This is a genomic window from Phenylobacterium sp., assembly GCF_030679875.1.
Classification (GTDB): Bacteria; Pseudomonadota; Alphaproteobacteria; order Caulobacterales; family Caulobacteraceae; genus Phenylobacterium.
The window spans coordinates 1-24,850 of record NZ_JAUXSP010000029.1 but is presented as its reverse complement, the minus strand read 5'-3'; the positions used below and the strand labels follow the sequence as shown (position 1 = coordinate 24,850).

Below are 24,850 nucleotides of genomic sequence, written 5' to 3'. Positions count from 1 at the left end.
GGGGCCGGGCCGGTCGGCTGGCTCGGCCCCATCTTTCTTAGTACCGCTTAACGGCCTGTAAGCCCTGCAGGCCTGATCATGTCGACGCGGGCGACTGCCTGCGAGGGGGACCCCTTGATCGGCTTCGATTCCAACCTGCTGGTGAACTACTACCAGTCCAAGTTGACAGGCCTGGGCGGCGCATCGAGCTCTGGCGGCGGCGTCGCAACCAAGTACGCGCCGACGGCGCCCTGGTCGCCGCAGGCGAAGCCGGTCGATTCTTCGGCTCTTCTAAAATCGGCGCTGCAAGGCTCGAAGCTCATCAACGAGGGCGCCGCGACCCTGGACCTGTCGGGGGCCAGCTCCGACTACAAAAAGTTGTTTGCGCTCTATCAGGGCCTAAACACCCTGACCGCGCTGGCCGAAAAGGCCAACACCAAGAACCTCACCAGCTTTGATTCGAATCGAATCCTGCAAGCCTTCACCAAGGGCATGGCCGAGGTGACCAGTTATGTGGACACCGCCAAGTTCGACAAGGTCCGGCTCGGCTTCGCCGAGGTCGCCGATACGGCCCGCGCCTCCATTGGCATCGCCAGGGCCAAGACAGAATACGTGACCGCCCCGCTGGTCACCGGACTGGCGACCAATTCGGTCCCCGGCTTTGAGGGCGATGTGCGCTTTGACATCGCGATTAAGCAGGTCAACTCCAACCTGACGGTGCAGATTGACCTGGCTGAGATGGGGGCTCAGTCGAGAACCCTTCCCAATGTGATCAATCACATCAACGCCAAGCTGGAGGCTGCCGGGGTCACCACGCGATTCGCCCAGGAGCGGATCCCGGGCGCTGAGCGCTCCTATCAGTCTGGCGGGAAGACCATCAAGCTGGCCCCCGCGCCTGATCAGTGGGCCATGAAGATCAAGACCGACATCACCGAGAAGGTCACCTTCCAGGCGGTGGCGACGGCGCCGGCGGTCTACCTGGCTCAGAAGGTTGGCGATCCGGATCCTGACGGCAAGGCCGACACCAAAGACGCCGTCTTCGTCAATCAGCTCCTGAAGTTCCAGACCGAGACCGGCGCTGTCGCCGCCCCGCTTCAAGGCGCGGGCGAGGCCAACTGGGTTGAGGGACGGGTCTTCTCCAAACCCCTTGAAGGCGCGATTGAAACTGTAAGAGCCACACAGGTGGCGCCTGACGGCTCTGTCTATGTTCTGGCCGATATCACCGGCGAGGCCGGGGGCCAGTCGATCAAGGGCGCCCGCGATGTCGCCCTGATGAAGTACGATTCCGCAGGCAAGCTGCTCTATACCCGCGTTGTGGGCGCGTCTGAGGACGCCAAGGGCCTGGCCCTGGCGGTGTCTGCAGACGGCAAGGTCGCAGTGGCCGGTTCGGTGACAGGCGGCTTGAACGGGGCCGTCGATGGCCCCCTGAACTCAAGCGCTTCGGCGGCCCTCGCCGACAAGAGCGACAGCTTCGTCACCGTGTTCAACGACAAGGGCGAAGAGCTTTGGACCGCCCGGCGCGGCGCCCGTCTCGAGGACGAGGCCAGCCAGATCGCCTTCGGCGCCGACGGCAATGTCTATGTCGCCGGCCGCTCCAAATCGACCATGCCCGGCGCAACCTCGATCGGCGGCTGGGATTCCTACGTGGAAGGCTTCGGCGTCAACACCAAGGGTGAGCCCGTGGCCCTGTTCACCCAAGCCTTTGGCACAGCTGCTGACGACCGGCCGGCCGGTCTGGTGGTGGATGGGGACGCCTTGGTGACCGCCAGCATCGAAGACGGTCGGGCCGTGGTCCGTCGCTTTGATATTTCCGGCGGGGCGCCGGTCCAGACCGCGATGCGCGATCTCGGGGATCTGCAGGGCGGCTCCATCACAGGCCTCGCCCTGGATGGCGGTCAACTGGTGATCGCCGGCTCGACGCGCAACACCGCCCTCGACGCTGGCGCAGTGACCCGCGCCCACGCCGGCGGCGTCGACGCCTTCGCCGCGCAGATTTCCGCTGACCTGACGAGCACCCCATCGGATGCGGTCGCCTATTATGGCGGGGCAGGGGACGATCAGGCCGCCGGCCTCGCCGTCTCGAACGGCCAGGTATGGATTACCGGCCAGGCCGGCGGCGCGCTGCCTGACTTGACCGCCAAGGGAACCGTCGATGGCTTCCTGGCCCGGCTGGATATCGCCGCCGGCGCTGTCGCATGGTCCCAGCAGTTCACCGGCAAGGACGGGCACGCCGTGCCCGGCTCTATCGCCATAGCCCAGCAGGGCGCCAGCGTGCTTGACCGCCTGGGCCTGCCCACCGGCGAGCTGAGCTTTAGCAGTTCATCGAAACTGACCGCCGTCAGCGCTCTGCGGGCCGGGGATCAGTTCAACATCAGCGCCAATGGCGGACGCCCGAAGGCGATCACCATTGCGGTCGATGAAACCCTGGAAAGTCTGATGCTGAAAATCCGTCGGGAGACGGGATTTCAGGTCAAGGTCGAGACGACGGTGACCGATGGCGTTCGCCGCCTGCAGATCAAGCCCCTGAACAATCGGTCGGTGATCGAACTGACGCCCGGCAAGGACGGGCAAGACGCCCTGTCCGTGCTCGGCCTGAAGGAAGGCGTCGTCCGCGCCAGCAAGGTCGAGGACGGTAAGACAGTAGCTGCTGACGGCAAGGCCGACTTCTATGGTCTGGGGCTACATTCCGGGATCAATCTGAGCACCCCCGAGCAGGTCCGGCACGCCGTATCTGAGCTGACTCAGGCGCAGGGCGTCATCCGCCGCATCTATACAGACCTGCGCGACGCTGCGACGCCCAAGAGCGTGCTCGCGCAGCGGGCGGCCGCTTCTACGGGGCAGGCGCCGGCCTATATGACCGCCCGCATCGCGAACTATCAGGCCGCCCTGGACCGTCTGACCGGCGGCGGTTGATCTCCCGTTCTTGAAACCGTTGCGGGGGCGGTCTAGAGCCAGCCTCTGATCGCGCAGGCGCGCCTGCACGTGGCCAAGGACTGATTTTGTCGGCGCGCTTTCGCCGCCGATGTGGTCTTTGGGAGGAACCCCCGCTTGCGAGGCTCTATGGATTTCCTGAACGACCGTCGCATCGTGCTGTCCCTCATCGGGGGCGCGCTAGCTCTGCTGGCGGGCATGGGCATCGCCGTCGGCCTGCTGGCCCGTGGCGGAGATGAACCGGCTCAGGCGCCACCGGCTTCGAAGGCCGGTCTGGTGGTCGAAACTACAGATATGGACGACGGACGTCTTGACCCGGCCAGGCCGCTGCGCTGCTTCGTCAGCGGGCAGTTTGTTGGCGAGGTCACACTGACCGAATGCGCCCAGCGCAATGGCGTGGCGACCGGGGCGCTGGATGTTGGGGTCGATGAGACCGGCGCCCTGGCCGCGGCCGACACCGCCGGCACCGTGCTGACACCGCTGCCGCCGCCGGTAGAGACAGCCACCCCGGCCGCCGCGAGCCCTGGCGACGCAAGCCCGCCCGCGAGCCTGCCTGGGCCCGTCGGCCAAGCTGCGCCTGCTGGCGCCTGCTGGCGCTACACGGACGCCGAGTGGCGCCGCCTGCCCGGTGACCTGACCTTGAACGCCTGTGTCCAGACCCTGTTCGGCGGCCGCTGCGAAGCGCCGGGAGCGGCCACATACGGACGCTGGATGCAGCAGACCCTGCGCTTGGTGCCGGGGCGGGTGGAGGTCTCGGCCGACAACCGCCGCTTCCGAACTCTGGCCGACCAGGGCCCGAACTGCGCCGTCGCGCCGGTCGGTTGAGGCTTCGCCCTCGCCGCGTTCCAGGTGTAGGATTTGACCATGTTGAGAACTGTCATCCTATTGGGCGCCTGCGCCCTCGCGCTTGGCGCCTGTCAGAAGCGGACCGTTCCCCCAGGGGATCGCGGGATTTGCTATCAGGTGGTTCGCACCCCTGAGGGCACGCTGAAGTACAATAAGATCCCCGGAACTCAGCCGGATCTGGAGCACTGCGCCGCGGCCCTGGAGGCCATTCGGATTCGGTTCCTGCAGATGGGGGGCTCCACCCGGACGCTGGCGGGCGCCTATCAGGGGAATTTCATCTTCGTCCAGAGCCAGGGCATTTTCACCTCTCGCTCCTGGGAGCAGAATCGCTATCTGGCCCTGGTCCGCACGGGCGATGGGCGTCTGGCGATCCCCGGGGCCATGCCTCAGGCGCCAGCGCCATAAGAACGTATGTGGAACATTGGCGTTGATCGCGCCGTCGTGCGGGGTTAGCCTTGGTGCTCGCCGCGATTTAAATTTTCTGGAACTTCAAGGACATCGACATGGCGGGCAGCGTCAACAAGGTCATTCTGGTCGGCAATCTGGGCGCTGACCCGGAAATCCGGGCCCTGTCGTCCGGCGACCGGGTGGCCAATCTTCGCATCGCGACCTCGGAAACCTGGCGGGACAGGTCGTCCGGCGAGCGTAAAGAGCGGACCGAGTGGCACCGGGTGGTGATCTTCAACGAGAACCTGGTGAAGGTGGCCGAGAGCTATCTGCGCAAGGGCTCCAAAGTCTATATTGAGGGCGCCATCCAGACCCGCAAATGGACCGACCAGAGCGGGGTGGAAAAGTACTCCACCGAAATCGTTCTGCAGAAGTTCCGTGGCGAACTGACCATGCTCGACGGCCGTGGCGGCGATGGGGATGAGGGCGGTGGCTCCGGCTCTGGCGGCGGCTTCGCCTCCAGCGGTCCCCGCAGCCAGCCCTCTGGCCCGCGAGAGGACTTCTCCGCTGACCTGGACGACGAGATCCCCTTCTAGGGAGTCGCAACCACAAGATTGTCGAAGGATGGCCGGTCCCTCGCGGGGCCGGCCGTTTCTATGTGCGCAGGCTCGGCGGCGACGCCATAGTCAAGCCTACGCAGCCCTACCTAGGGGGAGGGCCCGAATTTCGAACGGTCCCTATGGGGCCTATCAACATCCTCAGTGAAATCTCGCCCTGGCGACAGGGCCCGTAGCTTGAGGATCCGCCCGATGACCGCCCCCCTTGTCGACCTCTCTGTGCACCATGCGCCCAAGGGCGTGTCTGACGCCGTCGCCCTCGGCTTCACCAAAATGCTGCGCTTCACCGCCGACACCTTCTTCGCCAAGCGCTATGGCCACAGGGCGGTGGTGCTGGAGACGGTCGCCGCTGTGCCCGGCATGGTGGGCGCCACCATAAACCACCTGACCTGCCTGCGCCGCATGTGCGACGACAAGGGCTGGATCAAGACCCTGATGGACGAAGCCGAGAACGAGCGGATGCACCTGATGACCTTCATCGAGGTCGCCAAGCCTACGGCCTTCGAGCGGTTCGTCATCGTCGCCGTTCAATGGGTCTTCTATCTGTTCTTCTTCGCTCTCTATCTCGTCTCCTCGAAGACCGCCCATCGGGTGGTCGGCTATTTCGAGGAAGAGGCGGTGATCAGCTACACCAACTATCTCGCCGAGCTCGACGAGGGCCGCTCGCCCAACGTCCCGGCGCCCGAGATCGCCAAGCGCTACTGGAACCTGCCGGACGACGCCATGCTGCGTGACGTGGTGCTGGTTGTCCGCGCCGACGAGGCCCACCACCGCGACGTCAACCACAGCTTCGCCAACGAGATCGCTGGCCTGCCCACTGGCGAAATCGCCCCATGTCCGCCGCATGTGGAACTGCAGCCAGCCTGGAAGTCGGCGGCCTGAATGTGGGTCTCTGATCAGCGCAACAAAAGAGGGACGGAGCGCAAGGCTCCGTCCCTCTGACGTTTTGGTTCGTGCAGAGCGAAAGCTTAGTCGGCGGCGTCCTTGGGCGGGCACACGTCGCTGATCCGCCGGGCCTGAGTGCTGGCCCGGCCTGATACCGGAATGCCGGCGAAGGTGGTGGCGATATTGGCGGTCAGGTTGAAGGTGGTCGGGGTGAAAGCGCCTTCGCCAGAGACCGCGACCTGCCGGCCCTTCTTGCTGACGCAGGTCCCTTTCAGAAGGATCTTGCCGCCAGCAAAGGACCGCGTGGGATAGGTGCAGGTATAGTGTCGATTGCTCGGCCCCATCATGAACTTCTCCACGTCAGCCGGCGTCAGGCACCGCTTCTCCACATCCGTGGTGCGAATGGGTGAGAGCATGCGGTTGGTGCTCTCCCAGTAGCCGGGCAGAATGGACTCAGCCGCAGTCGCAGGGCCAGCAATGGCCAAGAGGGCGAGGGCGAGGGGGGCAAGGCGTGTCATCGTCATGTCCTGGTCTATCTAGGGCGCGTGACTAACGCCTTCAACCTGAACCAATCCTGTCATCGGGGGAGGGGGCGGGAGCCGCCCGTGCGCGCACGCTCAGCGCGGGGTGGTAAAGTTGGCGCATCGGCCCGGGGATGCTAACACCTCAGTTCCCACTTTGTGTCCGATTCTGACGGCTTTTCCCTGCTTTGACAGACGATCTCCATAACCCACCGGAAACTGGCCGGCGCGGGGGTATCGCCCCTATCGCCATCGAAGACGAGCTAAAGCGCTCGTATCTCGATTACGCCATGAGCGTCATTGTCAGCCGGGCTCTGCCCGACGCCCGTGACGGACTGAAGCCGGTTCACCGCCGCATCCTCTTCTCCATGAGCGAGCAGGGCCACACCCCTGACCGCAGCTATGTGAAGTCGGCCCGGGTGGTCGGTGACGTCATGGGTAAATATCACCCGCATGGCGACTCGGCGATCTACATGACCCTGGTGAGGTTGGCGCAGCCCTTCTCCATGGGGCTGCTACTGATCGATGGTCAGGGCAATTTCGGCTCGGTGGACAATGATCCGCCGGCCGCCATGCGCTACACCGAGTGCCGCCTGACGAAGGCGTCCATGGCCGTCCTGGCTGACCTCGACAAGAACACGGTCGATTTCAAGCCGAACTACGACGGCTCCGAGCACGAGCCGGCGGTTCTGCCGTCGCGTATCCCTAATCTGCTGGTGAATGGCGCCGGCGGCATCGCCGTGGGCATGGCGACCAACATCCCGCCGCACAATCTGGGTGAGGTCATCGACGCCTGCCTGGCCTATGTCGATAATCCCGACATCGGTATCGAGGAACTGGCCGACATTGTGCCGGGGCCTGACTTCCCCACCGGCGGCGAGATCATGGGCCGCGCGGCCTCGCGCCAGGCCATGCTGACGGGCCGCGCCTCGGTGGTCACCCGCGGCAAGGCCGCCGTCGAGGAGATCCGCAAGGATCGTGAGGCGATCATCATCACCGCCTTGCCCTATCAGGTGAACAAGGCTGGCCTGGTCGAACGGATCGCCGAACTGGTCCGCGACAAGCGCATCGAAGGCGTCGCCGACCTCCGCGACGAAAGCGACCGCGACGGCATGCGCGTCGTGGTGGAGATCAAGCGCGACGCCTCGGCCGAGGTGCTGCTGAACCAGCTCTACCGTTTCACGCCGCTGCAGTCCTCGTTCGCGGTGAACATTCTGGCCCTGGACCGGGGCCGTCCGCGGGAGATGAATCTCCGCGACCTGATCGTGGCCTTCATCGAGTTCCGCGAAGAGGTCGTGGTTCGCCGCACCAAGTTCGAGCTGTCCAAGGCCCGTGATCGGGGCCACGTCCTGGTCGGCCTGGCTATCGCCGTGGCCAATATCGACGAGGTGATCCACATCATCCGCTCGTCCAAGGACCCGGCCGAGGCGCGTGAGCGCCTGACCGACCGGGCCTGGCCGGCGGGCGACATGATGCCCCTGGTCGACCTGATCGCCGATCCGCGTACGGTGCTGCTGGAAGGCTATCAGATCCGCCTGACGGAAGAGCAGTCCCGGGCGATCCTGGCGCTGACCCTGTCGCGGCTCACGGGGCTGGGCCGTGATGAGATCTTCGGCGAGGCCGGCGAATTGGCCGGTTCCATCAAGGGCTATCTTGAGATCCTCGCCTCCCGCGAGCGGGTCATGGGCATTGTCCGTGACGAACTGATCGAAGTGAAGACCGCATTCGCCGTTCCCCGCAGGACCGAGATCCTCGAGGGCGGCGGGGACATGGACGATGAGGACCTCATCGCCCGCGAGGACATGGTCATCGCCGTCACCCATTCCGGCTATGTGAAGCGCACGCCGCTGGCCACCTACAGGACCCAGCATCGGGGCGGCAAGGGTCGCTCGGGCATGTCCATGAAGGAAGAGGACGTGGTCACCCGCGTCTTCTCGGCCAACACCCATACCCCCGTCCTGTTCTTCTCCTCAGGCGGCAAGGTTTACAAGCTGAAGGTCTGGCGCCTGCCGGTCGGCGCGCCGAACTCCCGCGGCAAGGCCTTCGTCAATCTGCTGCCCATCGAGCCCGGCGAGGCCATCACCTCGATCCTGCCGCTGCCGGAGGATGAGGCCAGCTGGGATCAGTACGACGTCATGTTCGCCACGCGCTCGGGCAATGTCCGTCGCAACAAGCTGTCGGACTTCGTGCAGATCAACCGCAACGGCAAGATCGCCATGAAGCTGGACGAGGGCGACGCCATTATCGGCGTGGCCGTCTGTCAGGCTGACCAGGACGTCCTGCTGACGACCTCCACCGGCCGCTGCATCCGCTTCTCGGTGGAAGATGTCCGCGTCTTCGCCAGCCGTGACTCCACCGGCGTGCGCGGCGTGCGTCTGGCCGAGGCCGACACGGTCATCTCCATGGCCATCCTGCGCTCAGTGGACGCCACGCCGGCTGAGCGGGCGGCCTATCTGAAACACGCCACCGCCACCCGGGCGGCGGAATCGGGCGAGGCCGAAGAGCTTACGGCGCCTGAGGCCGAAGACGACGAGGCCGATGCGGCTGATCAGGCCCTGTCCCTGGAGCGGATCGCCGCCCTGGGCGCAGCCGAGGAGTTCATCCTCACCGTCTCCTCCGAGGGCTTTGGCAAGCGCAGCTCGGCCTATGATTTCCGCCGCACCGGTCGTGGCGGCCAGGGCTTGATCGCCCAGGACCTCACCAAGCGTGGCGGCAAGCTCACAGCCTCCTTCCCGGTGGAGGAGGGCGACGAGATCCTGCTGGTCACCGACCAGGGGCAGTTGATCCGAACCCCGGTCGCCCAGGTCCGTATCGCTGGGCGCAACACCCAGGGGGTCACCATCTTCCGCACCGCCGCCGATGAGCACGTGGTCTCGGTGGAGCGGTTGATAGAGGGCTCTGATGGTCCGGTCTCCGAGGCCGATGAGGGCGAGGGCGACGGCCCTGAGACGGCCAGCGACGATTAGGTCTTGCATTCGCCAGGCCGGGCGGCGAAAGCCGAGCGAACAAGAACACGGGGAAGCGTCGTATGACCCGCATCGGGCTCTATCCGGGCACGTTCGATCCGATCACCAATGGCCATTCCGACATTATGGGTCGGGCGGTGAAGCTGGTGGACAAGCTGGTGATCGGCGTGGCCGTCAACGCCGGCAAGGGGCCGATGTTCTCCCTCGAAGAGCGGGTGGAGATCATCAAGGCCGAGACCGCGCCGCTGGCCAAATCGATCGAGATTGATGTCCAGCCCTATGAGGGCCTGACGCTGCAGTTCGCCCGCCAGATCGGCGCCACCATGATCATCCGCGGTCTCCGCGCTGTGGCGGACTTCGAATACGAATTCCAGATGACGGCCATGAACCAGCAGCTCGATCGCGAGATTGAGACGGTGTTCCTGATGGCCGATCCCCGCCACCAGGCGATCGCCTCGCGTCTCGTCAAGGAGATCGCCACGCTGGGCGGCGAAGTGGGCAAGTTCGTCAGCCCGCGGGTCAAGGAGGCCCTGCTGGCTAAGGTCCGCGCCTGATCGACATTCGCCTTCATCTGGCTGGTGGTCGAGGCCTTGGCCCGTTACGAGTGCTCTTATGATCCGCACCCCCCTGATCGTCGCCCTCGCGCTCGCGCTCGCGACGGCGGCCACGCCGGCCTTGGCCCAGCGCTCCGCCTCATCGCCTGGACCTGCCGTCCTGGGCGCGCCCGCCCCCCAGGACTGGCGCACCCCAGATCCCGACAACATCATGGTGATCGACACCAACAAGGGGCGGATCTTCGTCGAGCTCGCCCCAGCTTTGGCGCCGACCCATGTTGAGCGGATCAGGGCCCTGACCCGTCAGGGTCTCTATGACGGGCGCAGCTTCTTCCGGGTCATCGATGTGTTCATGGCCCAGACCGGCGATCCCCTGGACACTGGCGTCGGGGGCTCCGACCTGCCGGACATGACCGCGGAATTCACCTTCAGACGCGGCTCGGCCGATCCCTTCGTGCCGGTGGCTGACGCGGGCGCCAGCCAGACTGGCTTTGTCGGCGTCGTGCCGGTCATGACCCAGAGCCCGATGCTGATGGCCATGACCGCCGATGGGAAGATCACCGGCTGGCCGCTATTCTGCCCGGGCGTGGCGGGCATGGCCCGGGGGTCAGAAGAGAACTCCGCCAACAGCCAGTTTTTCCTGATGCGCCAGGCCTATCCCTCCCTCGAAAAGCGCTACACGGCCTTCGGCCGCGTGGTGGCAGGTCTTGAGGTGGTGCGCTCGATCAAGGTGGGAGAGCCTGTGAGCGCGCCCCAGGACCAGATGACCCGGGTGCGCATGCTGGCTGATATTCCGACGGCCGAACGTCCGGCCTTGCGCGTTGTCGATACGGCGGGCTCCTGGTTCGCCGCCCAGGTGGCGCAGATGCGCGCCGAAGACGGGGCCGATTTCTCGGCCTGCAATCTCAAAATCCCTTCCGAGGTAAAGTGATGGATTCCGAAAACACCCTGATCATGACGCTGGACGCCGGTCCGGTGACCATTCGCCTGCGTCCCGACCTGGCGCCGGGCCACGTGGCCCGTATCAAGGAACTGGCCCGCGAAGGCTTCTATGACGGCGTGGTCTTCCACCGTGTGATCCCGGGCTTCATGGCCCAGGGCGGCGACCCGACCGGCACAGGCTCGGGCGGTTCCGACAAGCCAAACCTCAAGGCCGAGTTCACCGCCGAGCCCCATGTGCGCGGCGTCTGCTCCATGGCCCGCACCGCCGTGCCGGATTCGGCCAACAGCCAGTTCTTCATCTGCTTCGACGACGCTCGCTTCCTGGACGGCCAGTATACCGTCTGGGGCGAGGTTGCCGAAGGCATGGAACACATCGACGCCCTGCCCAAGGGCGAGCCCCCGCGCAGCCCGGGCAAGATCGTCTCGGTGAAGGTCGCCGCCGACGCGTGAGGCCTTGGCTCCCCCGGCCGACGCTCAGTCGGCTGGGGTGAGCGCGAGGGTCACGATGACGGGGAAGTGGTCCGAACCCAGTGACGGCCCCCGCTCCACGCTCACCGTCTTCCAGTCCGACCCGGCATAGACGTGGTCGATGGCCAGGAAGGGCAGGGGCATGTGGATGTTCCATCGCGAGAAGGCCATGGCCGGCCAGGTCAGCATCGACCGGTTGCGCCGCGTGACGCCAAGGGCCTCGTCCTGGCGGCGCAGGGTGAAGGACCAGGGCGTCGAGTTGAAATCCCCTGCAATGATCAGCCTGTCGCGATCATAGAGTTCCGCCATCCGGACCAGACGCAGACTCTGCTGCTGCTGGGGCCCTGCGGGAATCGGCCATGTGTAATGGGCCCCAATTACGGTGAAATCCCCCCCTGGGGCGGCAAAAGTGGCCCGTGTGGCGGGGAAATAGGACCCTTCCTCCACCCTCGGCAGGCCGCCGGAGACCGGCGCGACCTTGCTGTAGATAATCACCTCGCAGCGATCATCGGGGTCGCAGGTCCGGTGGTAGTCCCCCCGAGCCTCCAGGGCCCGCTGGAACCGACGGCTGGATTCCTCAACGACGATGATGTCGGGGTCCTGTGAGACCAGCCAGTCGGCGGTCTCGTTCATGGTCTGGTTTCGACCGCTCCAGCTGTTCATCTGGATGATCTTCAGCCGGGCGACCTCGGCCTGCGCCTCATCGGTCGACGGCGTAGGCCGCAAGGTCTCTGGCAGGATCAGCACGCCAGCCAACACAATCGCCAGAGCGGCTGAGCCCAGGGTGAAGCGCCGCAGGCGGGTGGCCGGCGTCAAGGCGGCGAGCACGGCGGCGATGATCGCCACGACGATGAACACCACCGTGAAGTGGGTGGCGATGTCGAGACGGTCGCTGAATCGCCCTCCCTGGGCGGCCAGCATGACCAGGGCTGCCCCCACCGCCAGCGCGACGGCGATATCCTCCAGGATCCGGGTGATGACGACTCGAAAGAGGCCCATGTCACGGCTCTAGCATGAGCCTGAGCTTGACGCGCGGGGTCTCGCATGGCCTGAGGCGGGTCACATGAAGACCGCCGATTTCGACTTCGACCTGCCCGACAGCGCTATCGCCCTGCGGCCCGCCCAACCCCGGGATTCGGCGCGGATGCTGCGGGTGACGCCGGGCCAGCCTCTGGCCGACCTTCGGGTGAGCGATCTTCCCGGCGAGCTCCGGCCCGGCGACATTCTGGTTCTGAACGACACCCGGGTGATCCCCGCCCGGCTCAGCGGCCGGCGCACCCGGGGCGAGAGCGTCGTCGCGGTCGAGGCCACGCTGCACAAGCGGGTTTCGCCCTCTCGCTGGAGCGCATTCATGCGTCCGGGCAAGCGCCTGGCCCCTGGCGACCGGATCAGCTTCGGCGAGTCCGAGGACCGCGCCTGCCTGCTCGGCGCCCTGGACGCCACCGTGGTCGAGAAGGGCGAGGGCGGCGAGATCCTGCTGGCCTTTGATCTAGCCGGTCCGGCCCTGGACGAGGCGATCAAGGCCCGTGGCGCCATGCCGCTGCCGCCCTATATCGCCGCCAAGCGGGCTGAGGACGCCCAGGACCAGACCGACTATCAGACCATCTATGCCCAGGCCGACGGCTCGGTGGCCGCGCCGACAGCGGGCCTGCACTTTACCGCCGAACTCATGGCGAGGCTTGAGGCGGCCGGCGTCGAGACCTGCTTCGTCACCCTGCATGTGGGGGCAGGCACCTTCCTGCCGGTCAAGGTGGACGACATCGAAGGTCACCGGATGCACGCCGAGTTCGGCGAGGTGAGCCCCGAGGCCGCCGAACGCCTCAACCGCGCCCACGCCGCAGGCGGCCGCATCATCTGCGTGGGCACCACCTCCCTGCGGCTGGTGGAAAGCGCGACGGGCGAGGACGGCGTAGTGCGCCCCTTCGCCAACGACACCGCCATCTTCATCACCCCGGGCTACCGGTTCCGGGCGGCCGACGGGCTGATGACCAACTTCCATCTGCCGCGCTCGACCCTGTTCATGCTGGTCAGCGCCTTCGCCGGCCTGGAGATGATGCGCGAGGCCTATGCGCACGCCATCGCTGACGGCTACCGCTTCTATTCCTATGGCGACGCCAGCCTGCTCTGGAGGGCCGACTGATGGCCGCCTTTCCCTTCGAGATCGCCGCCACCGACGGCGCCGCCCGCACCGGGGTGCTGAAGACCGCCCGGGGCGACATCCGCACGCCGGCCTTCATGCCGGTGGGCACGGCCGCGACGGTCAAGGCGCTGACGGTGGATCAGGTGGCGTCCACCGGCGCCGATATCATCCTGGGCAACACCTATCACCTGATGCTGCGCCCCGGCGCCGAGCGGGTGTCGCGCCTGGGCGGCCTGCACCGCTTCATGCGGTGGGAGAAGCCGATCCTGACGGATTCCGGCGGCTTTCAGGTCATGTCCCTGTCCAACATCGCCAAGGTGACGGAGGAGGCCGTGACCTTCGCCAGCCATATCGACGGTTCGCGCCATGTGCTGTCGCCCGAGCGCTCCGTGGAGATCCAGGCGGACCTGTTGGGCTCCGACATCGTCATGCAGCTGGACGAATGCGTCGCCTGGCCGGCGGAGGCGTCCCGGGCGGCCGAGGCCCTGCGCCTGTCGGCCCGCTGGGGCGCTCGCTGCAAGGCGGCGTTCGGCGAGCGGGAACATCAGGCCCTGTTCGGCATCCAGCAGGGCTCGACCATAGAAGCCCTGCGCCGGGAGTCCGCCGAGCGCCTGGTGGAGATCGGCTTCGACGGCTACGCCATCGGCGGCCTTGCGGTCGGCGAAGGCCATGAGGCCATGTGCGAGGTGCTGGACTATGCGCCGGGCCTGCTGCCGGCTGACCGACCGCGCTATCTGATGGGGGTGGGTAAGCCTATCGACCTGGTGGAGGCCGTGGCCCGGGGCGTGGACATGTTCGACTGCGTCCTGCCGACGCGTTCGGGCCGCCATGGCCAGGCCTGGACCTGGAACGGGCCCATCAACCTGAAGAACGCCCGGTTCGCCGAGGATGACACCCCCCTGGACGAGGCCTCGTCCTGCCCGGCCAGCCGGGACTATTCCAAGGCCTATCTCCACCACCTGGTGAAGGCCGAGGAGATCCTCGGTCAGGTCCTGCTGTCCTGGCACAATATCGCCCACTTCCAGGCCCTGACGGCCGCCATGCGCGCAGCCATCGCCGAGGGGCGGTTCGAAGCCTTCCGCCGCGACTTCCGCAGCGCTCAGCGCACAGGATAGCGGGGCTTCAGCTCCTGCTGGATCACCTCGGGCTTGTCGCGCCCGTGGTTGGGCGTGGCCGGCGGATTGCAGCCGCGGGCCTCGCCCAGGCCCTTCAGATAGGCGCGACGGACGCCGCCGGCGATGATCGCGTCGCGGACCAGATTGTCGTGCTGTTCGGCGCCGGTCAGCTTGCGGACCCAGCCCCGGAACGGGATCACGTCCTGGGTGAACCCAGCCACGGCGCCAAAGGCCGTGGTGCGGCCCTGAGCCATCAGGTCGTCGCCATCGACCGCCGTCTCGTCGAGATCGGCTCCCAGCGCCTGGTTGAGCGGGGTCACCAAGGCGATGAGTTGCGCGCAGGTGGCGGGGTTGGGCCGCTGGTAGGGATCGGCCTGGGCCTCCAGCAGGATCGCCGGGATCTTGGTCCGCAGCAGGTTGACGTCTCGCAAGGGCGCCGACACCGCGCCCTCGAAGCTTTCCCGGGTGGCCTGAGACGAGGTTTGAACCTGCGGTGAGCCATCGGCGCGGGTGGTGGTGCAGCCGGCGAGCGCCAGGGCGAGAACGACGAGGGTGGGGGAAAACGCAAGGCGGATCATAGACCGACCTTATCCCTGGTCGATCCGTTGAGGAAACACCCAAGCCTCACTTGCCCGAGTCGAACCTGCGCCCTATGGTCCGCCCCCTTCGACCCGGCGCCCGCTCCGCGCCATGTCGTGGGCCGGTAGCTCAGTGGTAGAGCATTCGACTTTTAATCGAATGGTCGTGGGTTCGACCCCCACCCGGCCTACCAATCCTTTCAGTCACTTAGCGGTGGCTGCGGGTTGGGCGTCAGACTCCAGAGTCGGATGACCGTCAGACTCCTGTTCGCGGTTCGCCCCGATCAGGCCCCGTTTGCGCTGGGCGTTCCAGGCGACCTGGTTGTCGCGGGGCAGGTACTTGCGCAGGATCTGCTCCACTGAAAACGGGCTGTGGCCGGTTACGGCTGCGATTTCCGGGACGGTGCAACCGGCCCGTGCCTGCTGGACGACGCAGGAATGGCGCAGGGCGCGGAGTTGTAGTTCTGACCGGGTGCGGATGGCGGCGAAGACGTGGCCCAGGCGCTGTTCGGCCCAGGGCTTGCCGGTGGCGGCGTCGGTGAAGAGATACAGGCTGTCGGCCGGCGCGACGGTGTTGAGCAGGCCCCGCAAGTCGTCGCTGACGGGCACGGCCACATAGCTGCGGGTCTTGGACTGCCAGAAGCGGAACAGGCCCTGGCGGGCGTCGTATTCGCCGCCCCGGCGGAACAGGCGCAGGTCGGTGACCCGCTGGCCGATTTCCCAGTTGGTAAGGATCATAGCGGCGATCGAGGGCTGGCCGGCCATGGCGCAGGCCCAGGCCTCACGCCGGGCGTCCTCCCATTCCCAGATGGTCAGCTGGCTTTCCGGCGCGGCCATCTTGATCCGCTCGGCCGGATTATCGGTGCGCCAGCCGAGCGCGATGGCGTGATCCAGCAGCATCTTCAGGACGATCTTGACGTGCCGGCGCGTGGTCGGCCGATCATCGTATAGGGCCAGAAAGGCCTCGATCGCGTCGCGGGGCAGGCCCGCGACCGGGCGGTGGCCATTGGCGGCCGACCAGTCGAAGATCAGGCTGGCATGGTAGGCGTAGCCCTGCTGGGTGCGCGGCTTCTTCGCCTTGAAGCCCTGGCTGGTCTGCCACTCGCGGATCAGGCGGGGGAAGTCGCGGCCGGTGGCCTCGGGCGCCGGCCCGCCAATCCTGGCCTGCTGCAGGCGGACATAGAGGGCCTGGGCGTCGTCGCGGATCCGCGCCACCTCGCCCAGGTCAGACAGGTCACCGGTGCGGGCGCCGTTGATCGGCAGGGGAATCGCCGCCGACCAGCCGGAGGGCCGCAGCCGGACGGGGACCTCCATCAGGACGCGATAGGTCCCGTCCTTGCGCCGGCGCAGGGTGACGTATCTTCCGAGCTCGAGCGCGACGGATGGCATCGGGGTCAGCGGTCCAGGTTTCATGGGTCGGCGCATCCTTGACCAAACCGAGGGCTTTGAGAACGGCGTCCCTGTCGAACATGGTCGATCGGCCGAGCTGGACGGGCGCGGCCGGAAGCCAGGCGGGGTCTTCGCGCCGCTTGCGCCACAGGCTGGTGACGCTGCAGCCGGCCAGGGCGCAGACCTGGCGGGTGGTCATACGGGCCGGCAGGGCGTCGAGATCGCGGGCAGTCATTCGCCCCTGCCCCTAGCCGCAATGATCTCAGCCGCGCCGCGCAGGATGGCGCTGGGGGTTGGGAAGTCGCGGGTTGAGACGATTTCCCCGGTCGTCGGGTGGAAGTCGACAAAGGTCCACCAAACCTGCTCGCGCAGGGTCTCCCACGCGGTCTCCTCGCTCCATTCGGGCTGCTCGCCGCCGTCCATGGCCCCGACCATGATCGTGCCCTTGCGCGGCTCGATGGGTGGCTGGATGATGAGCGGGTGACCGGCGCGCGTGGTCCGCTTGAGCGGCATGCCCTTGGGCGTGGAGTAGCGGTTATGGGGCGTATAGTTGGGGTGGCAGGTGCTCCGATCCCAATGCTTGCGATCCGTGATCAGCCACGACAGGTGGCCCTCTCCCTTGGCGCAGGGGAATTGTTCCCGCCGGTCGCCGAGCAGGGGCAGGAGCGTCGCGGCCCGCTTGGACAGCTTCTTGAGGGTGCGCAGGTTCATGCCGGCGTGGCCCCCATGGCCCCGCCCTCCAGGCGCGCCTTGAGGGCGCCCGAGAGGGCGTCTTCGTTCCCGCGCCCGCGCTCAATCAGGGCGCCCAGCGGCTCGCCCATGACCGCCTCAACGGTGGCTTGGCTGACGCACTTGTCCTTCGTGATGACCCCTTCGGCGTCGTAGTAGTCGATGATGAAGTCGCTGTCGGGGACGGCCGGGAGCTTATCGAACTCGCGGTCCTGCTCAGCCAGGTCATCGAACTTGGCGGCGCCGATGATGATCATGCGGTTGTCGCGATGATCGGCGTAGGCGATCTCCAGGCGGTGCGCGCTCATGGCGTCACCAGGGGATCGAGGCCGCGGGCGGCGCGCCACTCGGTGACCGACCCGTCGCCGTCCAGGACCACGCGGGCGGCCATGACGGCGGTCTGGACGGCTTCCTTGCGGACGTTGGCGGTGGGTTCGTCCAGGATGGCCTTGGCCAGCTCGCCGAATTCCTCGGCCAGGGCGATGGTCATGATCCGGTCGCCGGGGAACTTGGCCCGGGCGCGGATCAACTCGGCCCGGACTTCGGCCAGAAAGGCGTCGACGGCTGCGTCGCCGCCGGCCTCGACGGTTGACGGCTTGAGGCCGTAGCGATTGCCGGGCTCAAATCGCCCGTTGTTCGCCAAGGCGGTTAGGAAGCTGGCCAGGGCGCCCTCGTAGGCCGCGCGGACGCGGGGGTAATCGTCGTCCACTACAGCGGTCATTCCGCATCTGCGGAGCTGGGCTGCGAGATGCTCGGCCGCCGCAAACTCGGACGTCTGGGCCATCAATTTGTCGGACATGGTCAGCTCTCTTCCTGGCGCAGGGCGCGTTCGAGGGTCTGGCGGGGGAAGTCGCCGAGGTAGGCCCAGCCCAGCGTGGTGGTGCGCTCGCCTATGGGGTCGATCAGGCTGATGCGGACGCCGGGGACGGCGTCTTCGCGCAGGGCCAGGTGGGCGGACTGGTTGAACAGCTGGATGGCCTGGCCCTGGCGGCGGCGGTGGATGGCGCGGGCCAGCTCGCCGAGGGTGGCGTAGGCGAAGGGCTTGGCCGGGGGCGGGGCTGTGACCAGGGCGAAGCGGACGTCGGCCGGCAGGCTCGGCCGGCAGGCGTGGGCGCGGGCCAGGGTCGCCGTGGTCGGGGTGATGCGGCGGGCGGCGATCATCGGGCCGGCTCCACCTTCGCCCGGGCGGCCAGCTTCAGCTCCTCGACCTTCTCATCGATGTAGGACTCGGCCCAGCCGATCTCGGGATCAAAGCCGATGGCGATCTCGTCGAGCAGGTCGAGGACGTGCGCGGGCAGCGCGGCTCGGCGCGCCCTGTTCAGGTTGATCCATTCCGCCTGGCCCGACCCGCTGACCGCCCATGAGGTGACGCCTTGCTGGCGGATCATGGCCCGGGTTCGCGCCGTCAGGGCGGCGGCCAGGTTGTCCCACGTGGCGCCGGGGATCGCCGTCGAGAGCGGGTCGCCGTCCGGGTCGGCCAGATCCTCATTGATTTCGTCGAAGCGGTCGGCCAGCTCGCTGCCGCTCCACAGTTCGACGCGGGGCTCGTCCTGATAGGCCTGCATGATGTGGACGCCTTCGGCGTCACCGTCGGCGAAGGCGTCCATGATCGCGTCATGGCGGCTGTCGAACGGCCCGCAATAGCGCTCCTCGTCCTTCGACCACCACCAGGGCCAGTCACTTGGCGGGGTCTTGGGGGGCTGATCAGTCATTGCATGTGCATCCAGAGCAGGGCGCCCACGGCGAAGGCCGTTAGCGGGATGAGGGCGCCGAGGGCGAGGTCGACCAGGGCGGTTGAAGGGGGCTTGCGGGGTGGCTGGCCGGTCAGCAGGGCCTCGCGGATCTCGGCCAGCAGGTCGTCGACGCCGTCCTGGGCGGGGTCGCCTTCGAAGCCGGCGATGAAGGTCTCGGCCTTGGCCAGGGCGCGGCGGAAGGCGTAGGCGCGGCGGACCTCGGCCTTCCAGAGTTCGAGGAAGACGTCGGATTCGGGCGGGGTGAGGGGCTTGACGCTGGCGGCCGCGGCGGTGCGGGGGAAGGGCTCCATAGGTCACGCCTCCTCGGTTTCGAGGGCGCCGGCGTCTTCGTCGGCCGGCTCGGCCTGGCCCAGGCCGTCCTCGCGGATGCCCTGGGCGATGGCCATGGCGCCGACCTCTTCCCAGTCGTGGGCGGGGTCGCCGTATTGGATGGACTCGGCGGCGAGGTAGGCGGCGAGGCCGCGCTCGGCCATCAGGTTGGCTTCGGTTCCGTCGAGATCGTCGATGTCGTCGAGCAGGCAGCCGGCGATCAGCTCGACGAAGTCCTTGCGGGGGATGGCGGGCCCGTCGCCGGCCGGCTTGGGATGGTTGGGGGTGTAGAGGCCGGCGGCGGCGTTGATGGCGAGCGCCAGCAGGGTGTTGCGGCCTAGGATCAGCGGTGGCGGGGCTTGGCCCCATCCGCTGCGGACCAGCTGGCGGCCGGCGGCGTCGACGACGTCGCCATTGGGGGCGACCGTGACGGGAAGGGCGATTTCGAAGGCGGCGAAGGCGTCGGCATAGCCGCTGTCCAGGGGCGGCAAGTCGCGCTCGCGATGCTTGACCAGGATGGACTGGACCGTCTGACTGGCTTGCTCCTGCCGTTCTGCGGCTTCGCGTTCGGCCTGCTCGCGGGCCGCCATCGCCGCCGCGCGCTCGGCCTTGGCCTGATCGACCTTTGCCTGAATAGCGGGATCGACTTCGAAAGGGCCATTCAGCCATGGGGTGGCGTACTGGCCCGGCTCGAAGGCCAGGGGAAACTCGACGCCGGCGGCGGCGCGGGCCTGCGCCAGATAGGTCTGACGCGGGCCTTCTTTCTCAAGGTCGGGACCGAACTTGAGGGCCAGCTGCTTCCCGCCGCCCCAGCTGTAGACGTTCGCCCGCAAGCGGCCGGTTTCGAAGCCCGTGTCAAAGATCGCGTGCGGGCCGTGGACCATATAGCCCCAGGCGTCGACCAGCGCCGTCCAGTCAGGATCGTCGGCGATCGCCGCGCCGACCTCGGCGCTCGCCCAGAGATTGTCCGCTGTCCTGGCCGAGCAATCGGCCAGTTCCAACAGGATCAGCCATTGGCGGGGCGTCAGGTCGTCGCGCAGCTTGGGCTGGTTCTCCAGCCAGGTCTTCGCCTGTTCCGGCGTCATCTTACCCGTGGTCAGGGCCTTGGCCTTGTCGGCCGGCAGGTCGGGCAGGACGGCGGCGATGGCGCGGGCCTTCTCGATCGTCACCTCGCCGGCGTTGACCTGGTCCTGGACGGTGTCGGGAAGGCCGAGCAGCTGCAGGCGCTGCTGGACGAAGCGCTGGGTGAAGCCGATTTCCTTGGCGATCTCGGCGGTGCCCTGGCCGGTGACCTCCATCAGGTCCTTGAGCGCCTGGGCCTCGTCGATGGGGCGGAGGTCCTTGCGTTGCAGGTTCTCGACGAGCGCGATGCGGCGGTGGGCGGCGTCGTCGATCTCGACGACCTTGCAGGGGATGGGCTGGTCCCAGCGGCCGGCCGCGATCAGCAGGCGCAGGGCGCGCCAGCGGCGTTCGCCGGCCACCAGGCGGTGGGCCGTGTCGCCCTCGGCGATCGGGCGGACCACCAGGTTCTCCAGCAGGCCGTCCTGGGCGATGGATTCCGCCAGCTCGGCCAGCTCGGCCTCGTCGAAGTGTTTGCGGGGGTTCAGGCCGTCCGGGACGATCAGCTGGTGGGGGATCAGGGCGAAGCCGGGAGGCATGTTGGCGGGCGCGCCATCAGCATCGATGCGATCGGCGCGGTCCAAAGCGGCGACGGCTGTCGTGCCGGCGGGCGTCAGGGCGGCAAGGGAGAGGCCGGGGTCGGGGCCGATCAGGCCGGCGGCCTCCAGGGCCTTGAGCGACTTGGTGAGGTTGCTGCGGTCGCGGCCCAGCTCGTCGGCCAGTTCGGCGACCGTGGCGTAGGTTGAATCCCGCAGACTGCGCAGGACCTCGGCGTTCTGAAGGATCAGGGGCGTCAGGACGGGTTGGGCCATGGGTCAGGCTCCGGTGAAGTGTTTGAAGGCGGCCAGCGCCAGGGCGCCGAGGGCGACGACGGCGAGGACGGAGGCCAGTTCGGCCAGGTCGGCGAAGGCGGGGTGGATCAGGCGGCCCTTGGGGCGGCGGCGCCGATTTCCGAAAAAGGGTGGGCTCATGCGGCCCTCCCTTGGCGTCCGGGGTGCGGCGGGCGGCGTTGCGCTTCGACCAGCCGGCGGGCGGCGGCGGCGAGGCCCTGGCGGGCCTGGGGGGCGGTGAGGCCATAGGCGACCAGGGCCAGGACCTGGGGTTCGTCGAAGCCGCGGGCGGGGCCGCGGATTTCGATGTCGTCATGGTCGTCCGGGGGGCCTGCGCCCTGGTGAACGGTGAGGCGGCCGGGGTGGACGCTCAGGCGCGCGGCGATCTCGGCCATGGCGCGGTCCAGGGGCGCGGACCAGAGGACCAGCCAGCGGGCGCGGTCATCCAGGGCCAGGCCTTCGACGCCCGGGGCCATGGGGGTCAGGGCGAGCGAGCAGGAGACCTTGGGGGTCTGCGCGTCCATGGTCAGGCCCCGAACAGGACGGCGGCGAAAACGAGGCCCAGCGCAAAGGCGGCGCAGGACCAGTCGCGGACGGCGTTGCGCCTCAGGCGGTCCTGGTCGGCGATCAGGGCGCGGAGACGAACGGCGTTCGCCTCGCGCTCTGCGGCCAGGTCGCGGGAGAGGGTGAGGGCGGCGCGGGCGGCGGCCTGGCCTTCGGCGTGCAGCTCGGCCTTGGCGTTCTCCAGGGCCGTCAGGGTGGCGCGGATCTCCGGCAGCTCGGCGTCCATGACGGCCCGGCGCATGGCGGCGGGACTGTCAAAACGCAGGGCTTTGCCGTCGTGGAAAACCACCACGGAGTCGTCCGTGGGGTGCGCGAGGCGAAGCGGCGGGGCGGGGAAGGGCAGAACGACCGACATGGGCGAATGTCCCGCCCCGCGCCGATCACCAAGGAAGCTCTGCGATCACCATGATCGGGCGGGCCGGTGCGGGGCGAGCAAGAGTTCGCACACAGCGAACCTAGCCGCAACAGAAATGTTCGCCAGCGGCGAACCTGTGGTTGCGCGCGCCCGGTAACCGGCTGAGGGCGTGTTGGTCGGTGGGCCCTAGCTGTCGGCTTCGAGCTCTTTGATCCGAGCCTCGATCTGATCCGCCCGCTGGTAGATCTCGGTGAGATCGGTCAGCAGATGCCGGCTCTCGTCCTTGCCCGCGAAGGTCCCCAGGTACTTGGCCGTGGCCGCGTTGAAGTGGAGACGCGCGATCGTTTTGCGATTGTTGTCGTCCAGCAGGATGGCGCAGTAGGACTTGGCGTCGCGCATGACGATGCGCTTGGGGTTCACCAAGCGCGAGGCGATGGCCTGGACGATATGGAAACCCGACACCTCGTCGTCTGTCGTATGCACCTCGCCGTGATCGGCGGTCGGAGCTGCAGCCGCTGCCTCGTCGGGAACGGCAGACGCATTGAGGGCTGACGAAAGGCGTTCGTTGACGATATCGCGAACAAGGGCGGAGATCGCCCCGGGAAGCAGCCGCCCAATGTTGTCGCGAATCTGAGGGGTGATCCGGCCTTCATAGACACGCCCGGCCATCAGCTTGATGAAGTCGTCTGAGGGTGTGGCGAACTCAGTCTCCAGCTCCTTCCGGAGCAGCGATTGAAGCTTCAGGGCGCCAGCTTCCTGGACGATCTTCTCAACGTCAAAGCTGGCCTTGGAAAACTTCTCCAGGGTCCGGATGTCCGTCGGACGCAAGGCGTCCATGCTGAAGGTGAAGAATGGCCGGTCGTCCATCTTGTTCGGCGCTTCGACGTCCGAATAGAACTGGAAAACCACGCCGTTCGTCAGGATCGCCAAGCGGGCATCAGTCACCGAAAAATACCGGAAAAGCTGGCCCGCGTGGTTGATGTTCAGGGGGGCGTTGGCCGGCTTGCACTCGATCAGGATCTTGATCTTTGATCCTTCGCAGATTGCGTAGTCGACCTTCTCACCCTTCTTCGTCCCCACGTCGGCAGTATATTCTGGGACAACCTCCGATGGGTTGAACACGTCATACCCAAGGGCCTGGATGAAGGGCATGACCAGTGCGGTCTTCGCGGCCTCCTCAGTCAGCAGCACCTCGCGGTGTTCGAGCGTCCGCTTTTGCAGTTCTGCCAGTCGTGTCGCCAAGTCCATGCTGCGCCCCCAGCCTTAGAGATCGTCAAACAGTGTGATCCTGACCCGCCCGATGATGGTCCACTCTTCGTCCGTTCTAGGAAAAATGGGGTCGTGGGCTGGGTTCGTGCTCTCCGGGACCAGCCGTAGCGGCTCGGTGTCGAAGCGCTTGTAGGTCGTCTCGCCGCGGCGGCTGAAAATGTAGCGCCGGCCCTTTATCGGTTCGCGCTCAGCCCTGTTCACGATGATCAGGGATCCGTGTGGCGAGAAGCGATCCATCGAGTCGCCGTTGACCCGGGTTGCAAAGTAGTCGCCCGGGGGCAGGCCGCTGATCTCGATGGTCTCGCTCTCAGCCGGGATTTGGGTCTCGGGATCAATCAGCGAACCGGCGGCCACCCACGAGATAATCGGCGCCACGAGAGGGCGTCGCTCAGCGGTGAGCAGATCGCCGGGCTGCAATTGAAGGGCCGCGGCCAGGCTCTCAAGCTTCCGTCCAGGAGGGATGGGGCGTTTGCCGCGCTCGAGGTCGCTCACATAGCCCTTGGAGGTCTCAGCCTCGGCCGCCAGCCGCTCCTGTGACCACCCCTTCCGCAGGCGAGCTGCCTTTAGGTTCGCGCCGAAGCTGTGGTCGTCATGGATCATGTTCGCAGAGTGCGAGACTGGGCCGGGGTTGTCGTCACGCTGCCAGCGAACAAATCGGTTGGCAGAAAGTTCGCTGTGTGCGAACCATGCCCCCATGTCGAATCCCACGCCTGAAGTCTGCGACCTGCGACCGACTGAATTGGTGGCGAAGCTGGGCATGAGCCGGAGCTACGCGTCGGAACTGGTCAAGAGGAAGAAAACCCCATCGCTCGAGATGGCCGCACGCATTGAGCGCGAGTTCGGCGTTCCGCTGTCCGCCTGGATCCCTGGGAAAGCGGGAGACGGTGCGGAGGATGTGGCGGGCCAGGACATGGGCGGAGAAGGCGCCTGTCCTGCGGCCGCGTCACCCGGAAAGATTGTGGAGGTTTCCGGTGAAGCCTGACCAGAAGCGCCGTTGGCACGCCATGCACGCCCGCCGCCTGATCGCCGCCTGCGGGGGGCTGGATGAGAGCGCCGGGGTCTGCCGGGTGCAGAAGTCCCAGCTGTCGGACTACCAGTCGCCGCACGTCGAGGCCTTCATGCCGGCCGACGTCATGGCCGACCTGGAGGCCTATGCCGGGGAGCCGATCTATAGCCGCGCCCTGGTGGGCGAGCTGCCGGAGGCGGCGCCCGTCTGTCTGACCGAAGAGGTCTGTGACGTGGTGGAGAGCGCCGCCGACCTGCAGCGCCAGGTGCGCCGGGCGCTGGCCGACGGATCGATCACGCCGGCGGAGCGGGAGGCGTTGCAACGGTCCCATGCCGACCTGCTGGCGGAGCTGGCCCAGGTGGGCGCCGAGCTGGCGCGGGGGGCGTGATGGACCGCACCCGAGGCGTGTCTTTCAGCTCACTAGGCGAACGTCGTTCGTGGTGGCTGGGCTTCGTGGGGCAGGCCTGCGTCTACGCCGCATCTCGCCGGGCGAACCCGGAGCAGCCGGCCGACCGGATGGAGCGGGCGATGTTCGCCCACGCGCTTTCGGTGGCTAAGGGCACGGGGCTTCCGTTGTCCTATGCGAGCGCCCAGGCC

At 67.1% G+C, this 24,850-nt stretch carries 30 protein-coding genes and 1 tRNA gene; 15 read left to right on the top strand and 16 right to left on the bottom strand.

Annotated elements, in window-relative coordinates:
- The first annotated feature begins 114 nt into the window (after positions 1-114).
- The 5 genes from Q8K84_RS16120 (at position 115) to Q8K84_RS16100 (ending at position 5,642) form a co-directional block, all read left to right on the top strand.
- Positions 115-2,892 carry a hypothetical protein gene (locus Q8K84_RS16120; protein ID WP_305283734.1) on the top strand — a complete coding sequence of 926 codons (2,778 nt, stop codon included), beginning with the start codon at positions 115-117 and terminating at the stop codon, positions 2,890-2,892.
- Between the two features lie 147 nt (positions 2,893-3,039).
- Positions 3,040-3,735, top strand: coding sequence for a hypothetical protein (locus tag Q8K84_RS16115; RefSeq protein WP_305283733.1), 696 nt, complete (start codon positions 3,040-3,042; stop codon positions 3,733-3,735).
- A gap of 39 nt (positions 3,736-3,774) precedes the next feature.
- On the top strand, positions 3,775-4,161 hold the full coding sequence (locus tag Q8K84_RS16110; RefSeq protein WP_305283731.1) for a hypothetical protein: 387 nt from the start codon (positions 3,775-3,777) through the stop codon (positions 4,159-4,161).
- Between the two features lie 98 nt (positions 4,162-4,259).
- The gene (gene ssb, locus Q8K84_RS16105) at positions 4,260-4,739 is read left to right on the top strand and encodes a single-stranded DNA-binding protein (RefSeq protein WP_305283730.1); all 480 of its coding nucleotides are present in this window, start codon (positions 4,260-4,262) and stop codon (positions 4,737-4,739) included.
- Between the two features lie 213 nt (positions 4,740-4,952).
- Complete coding sequence (locus tag Q8K84_RS16100; protein ID WP_305283729.1) at positions 4,953-5,642, top strand: alternative oxidase; 690 nt, start codon at positions 4,953-4,955, stop codon at positions 5,640-5,642.
- An 86-nt stretch (positions 5,643-5,728) separates the two neighbouring features.
- On the opposite strand, the gene Q8K84_RS16095 is transcribed toward Q8K84_RS16100, so the two are convergent.
- Complete coding sequence (locus Q8K84_RS16095; protein WP_305283727.1) at positions 5,729-6,163, bottom strand: DUF3617 family protein; 435 nt, start codon at positions 6,161-6,163, stop codon at positions 5,729-5,731.
- Positions 6,164-6,354: 191 nt separating this feature from the next.
- On the opposite strand from Q8K84_RS16095, the gene gyrA reads away from it, so the two are divergent.
- The 4 genes from gyrA (at position 6,355) to Q8K84_RS16075 (ending at position 11,078) form a co-directional block, all read left to right on the top strand.
- Complete coding sequence (gyrA, locus tag Q8K84_RS16090; RefSeq protein WP_305283726.1) at positions 6,355-9,132, top strand: DNA gyrase subunit A; 2,778 nt, start codon at positions 6,355-6,357, stop codon at positions 9,130-9,132.
- Between the two features lie 62 nt (positions 9,133-9,194).
- Complete coding sequence (gene coaD / locus Q8K84_RS16085) at positions 9,195-9,686, top strand: pantetheine-phosphate adenylyltransferase (RefSeq protein WP_305283725.1); 492 nt, start codon at positions 9,195-9,197, stop codon at positions 9,684-9,686.
- Between the two features lie 58 nt (positions 9,687-9,744).
- A complete protein-coding gene (locus Q8K84_RS16080) occupies positions 9,745-10,617 on the top strand; it encodes a peptidylprolyl isomerase (protein WP_305283724.1) in 873 nt (290 codons plus the stop codon).
- On the top strand, positions 10,617-11,078 hold the full coding sequence (locus tag Q8K84_RS16075; RefSeq protein ID WP_305283723.1) for a peptidylprolyl isomerase: 462 nt from the start codon (positions 10,617-10,619) through the stop codon (positions 11,076-11,078). Before Q8K84_RS16080 ends, Q8K84_RS16075 begins: the two co-directional genes overlap by 1 nt.
- A 24-nt stretch (positions 11,079-11,102) precedes the next feature.
- Here the strand turns inward: Q8K84_RS16075 and Q8K84_RS16070 are convergent, their stop codons facing one another.
- Positions 11,103-12,095 (bottom strand): endonuclease/exonuclease/phosphatase family protein, encoded by a 993-nt coding sequence (locus Q8K84_RS16070; protein WP_305283722.1) that lies wholly within the window; start codon positions 12,093-12,095, stop codon positions 11,103-11,105.
- A 64-nt stretch (positions 12,096-12,159) separates the two neighbouring features.
- Here Q8K84_RS16070 and queA point away from each other — a divergent pair, with 64 nt between their 5' ends.
- Entirely contained in the window at positions 12,160-13,236 is a 1,077-nt protein-coding gene (queA, locus tag Q8K84_RS16065; protein WP_305283720.1) for a tRNA preQ1(34) S-adenosylmethionine ribosyltransferase-isomerase QueA, read from the top strand.
- Complete coding sequence (gene tgt, locus Q8K84_RS16060; RefSeq protein ID WP_305283719.1) at positions 13,236-14,351, top strand: tRNA guanosine(34) transglycosylase Tgt; 1,116 nt, start codon at positions 13,236-13,238, stop codon at positions 14,349-14,351. Before queA ends, tgt begins: the two co-directional genes overlap by 1 nt.
- On the opposite strand, the gene Q8K84_RS16055 is transcribed toward tgt, so the two are convergent.
- Entirely contained in the window at positions 14,336-14,929 is a 594-nt protein-coding gene (locus tag Q8K84_RS16055; RefSeq protein WP_305283717.1) for a hypothetical protein, read from the bottom strand. The two genes, tgt and Q8K84_RS16055, sit on opposite strands and share 16 nt — an antisense overlap.
- 119 nt (positions 14,930-15,048) lie before the next feature.
- Here Q8K84_RS16055 and Q8K84_RS16050 point away from each other — a divergent pair.
- A tRNA-Lys gene (locus Q8K84_RS16050) sits at positions 15,049-15,123 on the top strand.
- Positions 15,124-15,133: 10 nt separating this feature from the next.
- On the opposite strand, the gene Q8K84_RS16045 is transcribed toward Q8K84_RS16050, so the two are convergent.
- The 13 genes from Q8K84_RS16045 to Q8K84_RS15985 all read right to left on the bottom strand — a co-directional run bounded on the left by Q8K84_RS16045 (position 15,134) and on the right by Q8K84_RS15985 (position 23,955).
- Complete coding sequence (locus Q8K84_RS16045) at positions 15,134-16,342, bottom strand: hypothetical protein (RefSeq protein WP_305283716.1); 1,209 nt, start codon at positions 16,340-16,342, stop codon at positions 15,134-15,136.
- 207 nt (positions 16,343-16,549) lie between these two features.
- Positions 16,550-17,029 (bottom strand): hypothetical protein, encoded by a 480-nt coding sequence (locus Q8K84_RS16040; RefSeq protein WP_305283715.1) that lies wholly within the window; start codon positions 17,027-17,029, stop codon positions 16,550-16,552.
- On the bottom strand, positions 17,026-17,355 hold the full coding sequence (locus Q8K84_RS16035) for a hypothetical protein (protein WP_305283714.1): 330 nt from the start codon (positions 17,353-17,355) through the stop codon (positions 17,026-17,028). Before Q8K84_RS16035 ends, Q8K84_RS16040 begins: the two co-directional genes overlap by 4 nt.
- Positions 17,352-17,846 (bottom strand): hypothetical protein, encoded by a 495-nt coding sequence (locus Q8K84_RS16030; RefSeq protein ID WP_305283712.1) that lies wholly within the window; start codon positions 17,844-17,846, stop codon positions 17,352-17,354. The genes Q8K84_RS16035 and Q8K84_RS16030 overlap by 4 nt, the downstream gene beginning before the upstream one ends.
- Before the next feature lie 2 nt (positions 17,847-17,848).
- Positions 17,849-18,208: a hypothetical protein gene (locus Q8K84_RS16025; RefSeq protein ID WP_305283711.1), complete on the bottom strand. Its 360-nt coding sequence runs from the start codon at positions 18,206-18,208 to the stop codon at positions 17,849-17,851.
- A complete protein-coding gene (locus Q8K84_RS16020) occupies positions 18,205-18,759 on the bottom strand; it encodes a hypothetical protein (RefSeq protein ID WP_305283709.1) in 555 nt (184 codons plus the stop codon). Before Q8K84_RS16020 ends, Q8K84_RS16025 begins: the two co-directional genes overlap by 4 nt.
- Positions 18,756-19,091, bottom strand: a complete 336-nt coding sequence (locus Q8K84_RS16015) for a hypothetical protein (protein WP_305283708.1) — start codon at positions 19,089-19,091, stop codon at positions 18,756-18,758. The genes Q8K84_RS16020 and Q8K84_RS16015 overlap by 4 nt, the downstream gene beginning before the upstream one ends.
- Positions 19,092-19,094: 3 nt before the next feature.
- The gene (locus Q8K84_RS16010; protein ID WP_305283707.1) at positions 19,095-21,041 is read right to left on the bottom strand and encodes a ParB/RepB/Spo0J family partition protein; all 1,947 of its coding nucleotides are present in this window, start codon (positions 21,039-21,041) and stop codon (positions 19,095-19,097) included.
- Positions 21,042-21,044: 3 nt separating this feature from the next.
- The gene (locus Q8K84_RS16005; RefSeq protein ID WP_305283706.1) at positions 21,045-21,200 is read right to left on the bottom strand and encodes a hypothetical protein; all 156 of its coding nucleotides are present in this window, start codon (positions 21,198-21,200) and stop codon (positions 21,045-21,047) included.
- Positions 21,197-21,583, bottom strand: coding sequence for a hypothetical protein (locus Q8K84_RS16000; RefSeq protein WP_305283704.1), 387 nt, complete (start codon positions 21,581-21,583; stop codon positions 21,197-21,199). The genes Q8K84_RS16005 and Q8K84_RS16000 overlap by 4 nt, the downstream gene beginning before the upstream one ends.
- A gap of 2 nt (positions 21,584-21,585) precedes the next feature.
- On the bottom strand, positions 21,586-21,978 hold the full coding sequence (locus Q8K84_RS15995; RefSeq protein ID WP_305283703.1) for a hypothetical protein: 393 nt from the start codon (positions 21,976-21,978) through the stop codon (positions 21,586-21,588).
- A 186-nt stretch (positions 21,979-22,164) separates the two neighbouring features.
- Entirely contained in the window at positions 22,165-23,226 is a 1,062-nt protein-coding gene (locus tag Q8K84_RS15990; RefSeq protein ID WP_305283701.1) for a type I restriction enzyme HsdR N-terminal domain-containing protein, read from the bottom strand.
- Between the two features lie 15 nt (positions 23,227-23,241).
- Complete coding sequence (locus Q8K84_RS15985; protein WP_305283700.1) at positions 23,242-23,955, bottom strand: XRE family transcriptional regulator; 714 nt, start codon at positions 23,953-23,955, stop codon at positions 23,242-23,244.
- Between Q8K84_RS15985 and Q8K84_RS15980 the strand changes: the two genes are divergently transcribed.
- The 3 genes from Q8K84_RS15980 to Q8K84_RS15970 all read left to right on the top strand — a co-directional run.
- Positions 23,942-24,229 (top strand): helix-turn-helix transcriptional regulator, encoded by a 288-nt coding sequence (locus Q8K84_RS15980; protein WP_305283699.1) that lies wholly within the window; start codon positions 23,942-23,944, stop codon positions 24,227-24,229. The genes Q8K84_RS15985 and Q8K84_RS15980 overlap by 14 nt on opposite strands.
- Positions 24,219-24,641, top strand: a complete 423-nt coding sequence (locus Q8K84_RS15975; RefSeq protein ID WP_305283698.1) for a phage regulatory CII family protein — start codon at positions 24,219-24,221, stop codon at positions 24,639-24,641. Before Q8K84_RS15980 ends, Q8K84_RS15975 begins: the two co-directional genes overlap by 11 nt.
- The coding region (locus tag Q8K84_RS15970) for a hypothetical protein (protein ID WP_305283697.1) at positions 24,641-24,850 on the top strand (210 nt) is incomplete at its 3' end. The genes Q8K84_RS15975 and Q8K84_RS15970, both read left to right, overlap by 1 nt.

Coding starts and splice junctions, on each gene's coding strand:
- Q8K84_RS16025 (WP_305283711.1), bottom strand. CDS start 18,208: ATGATCGCCGCCCGCCGCATCACCCCGACCACGGCGACCCTGGCCCGC.
- Q8K84_RS16020 (WP_305283709.1), bottom strand. CDS start 18,759: ATGACTGATCAGCCCCCCAAGACCCCGCCAAGTGACTGGCCCTGGTGG.
- Q8K84_RS16100 (WP_305283729.1), top strand. CDS start 4,953: ATGACCGCCCCCCTTGTCGACCTCTCTGTGCACCATGCGCCCAAGGGC.
- Q8K84_RS16075 (WP_305283723.1), top strand. CDS start 10,617: ATGGATTCCGAAAACACCCTGATCATGACGCTGGACGCCGGTCCGGTG.
- Q8K84_RS16045 (WP_305283716.1), bottom strand. CDS start 16,342: ATGAAACCTGGACCGCTGACCCCGATGCCATCCGTCGCGCTCGAGCTC.
- Q8K84_RS16005 (WP_305283706.1), bottom strand. CDS start 21,200: ATGAGCCCACCCTTTTTCGGAAATCGGCGCCGCCGCCCCAAGGGCCGC.
- Q8K84_RS16035 (WP_305283714.1), bottom strand. CDS start 17,355: ATGAGCGCGCACCGCCTGGAGATCGCCTACGCCGATCATCGCGACAAC.
- Q8K84_RS16095 (WP_305283727.1), bottom strand. CDS start 6,163: ATGACACGCCTTGCCCCCCTCGCCCTCGCCCTCTTGGCCATTGCTGGC.
- Q8K84_RS16080 (WP_305283724.1), top strand. CDS start 9,745: ATGATCCGCACCCCCCTGATCGTCGCCCTCGCGCTCGCGCTCGCGACG.
- Q8K84_RS16070 (WP_305283722.1), bottom strand. CDS start 12,095: ATGGGCCTCTTTCGAGTCGTCATCACCCGGATCCTGGAGGATATCGCC.
- Q8K84_RS16055 (WP_305283717.1), bottom strand. CDS start 14,929: ATGATCCGCCTTGCGTTTTCCCCCACCCTCGTCGTTCTCGCCCTGGCG.
- Q8K84_RS16030 (WP_305283712.1), bottom strand. CDS start 17,846: ATGTCCGACAAATTGATGGCCCAGACGTCCGAGTTTGCGGCGGCCGAG.
- Q8K84_RS15995 (WP_305283703.1), bottom strand. CDS start 21,978: ATGTCGGTCGTTCTGCCCTTCCCCGCCCCGCCGCTTCGCCTCGCGCAC.
- Q8K84_RS16115 (WP_305283733.1), top strand. CDS start 3,040: ATGGATTTCCTGAACGACCGTCGCATCGTGCTGTCCCTCATCGGGGGC.
- Q8K84_RS16015 (WP_305283708.1), bottom strand. CDS start 19,091: ATGGAGCCCTTCCCCCGCACCGCCGCGGCCGCCAGCGTCAAGCCCCTC.
- Q8K84_RS16110 (WP_305283731.1), top strand. CDS start 3,775: ATGTTGAGAACTGTCATCCTATTGGGCGCCTGCGCCCTCGCGCTTGGC.
- queA (WP_305283720.1), top strand. CDS start 12,160: ATGAAGACCGCCGATTTCGACTTCGACCTGCCCGACAGCGCTATCGCC.
- coaD (WP_305283725.1), top strand. CDS start 9,195: ATGACCCGCATCGGGCTCTATCCGGGCACGTTCGATCCGATCACCAAT.
- tgt (WP_305283719.1), top strand. CDS start 13,236: ATGGCCGCCTTTCCCTTCGAGATCGCCGCCACCGACGGCGCCGCCCGC.
- Q8K84_RS16040 (WP_305283715.1), bottom strand. CDS start 17,029: ATGAACCTGCGCACCCTCAAGAAGCTGTCCAAGCGGGCCGCGACGCTC.
- Q8K84_RS16000 (WP_305283704.1), bottom strand. CDS start 21,583: ATGGACGCGCAGACCCCCAAGGTCTCCTGCTCGCTCGCCCTGACCCCC.
- ssb (WP_305283730.1), top strand. CDS start 4,260: ATGGCGGGCAGCGTCAACAAGGTCATTCTGGTCGGCAATCTGGGCGCT.
- Q8K84_RS15980 (WP_305283699.1), top strand. CDS start 23,942: ATGTCGAATCCCACGCCTGAAGTCTGCGACCTGCGACCGACTGAATTG.
- Q8K84_RS15990 (WP_305283701.1), bottom strand. CDS start 23,226: ATGGACTTGGCGACACGACTGGCAGAACTGCAAAAGCGGACGCTCGAA.
- Q8K84_RS16010 (WP_305283707.1), bottom strand. CDS start 21,041: ATGGCCCAACCCGTCCTGACGCCCCTGATCCTTCAGAACGCCGAGGTC.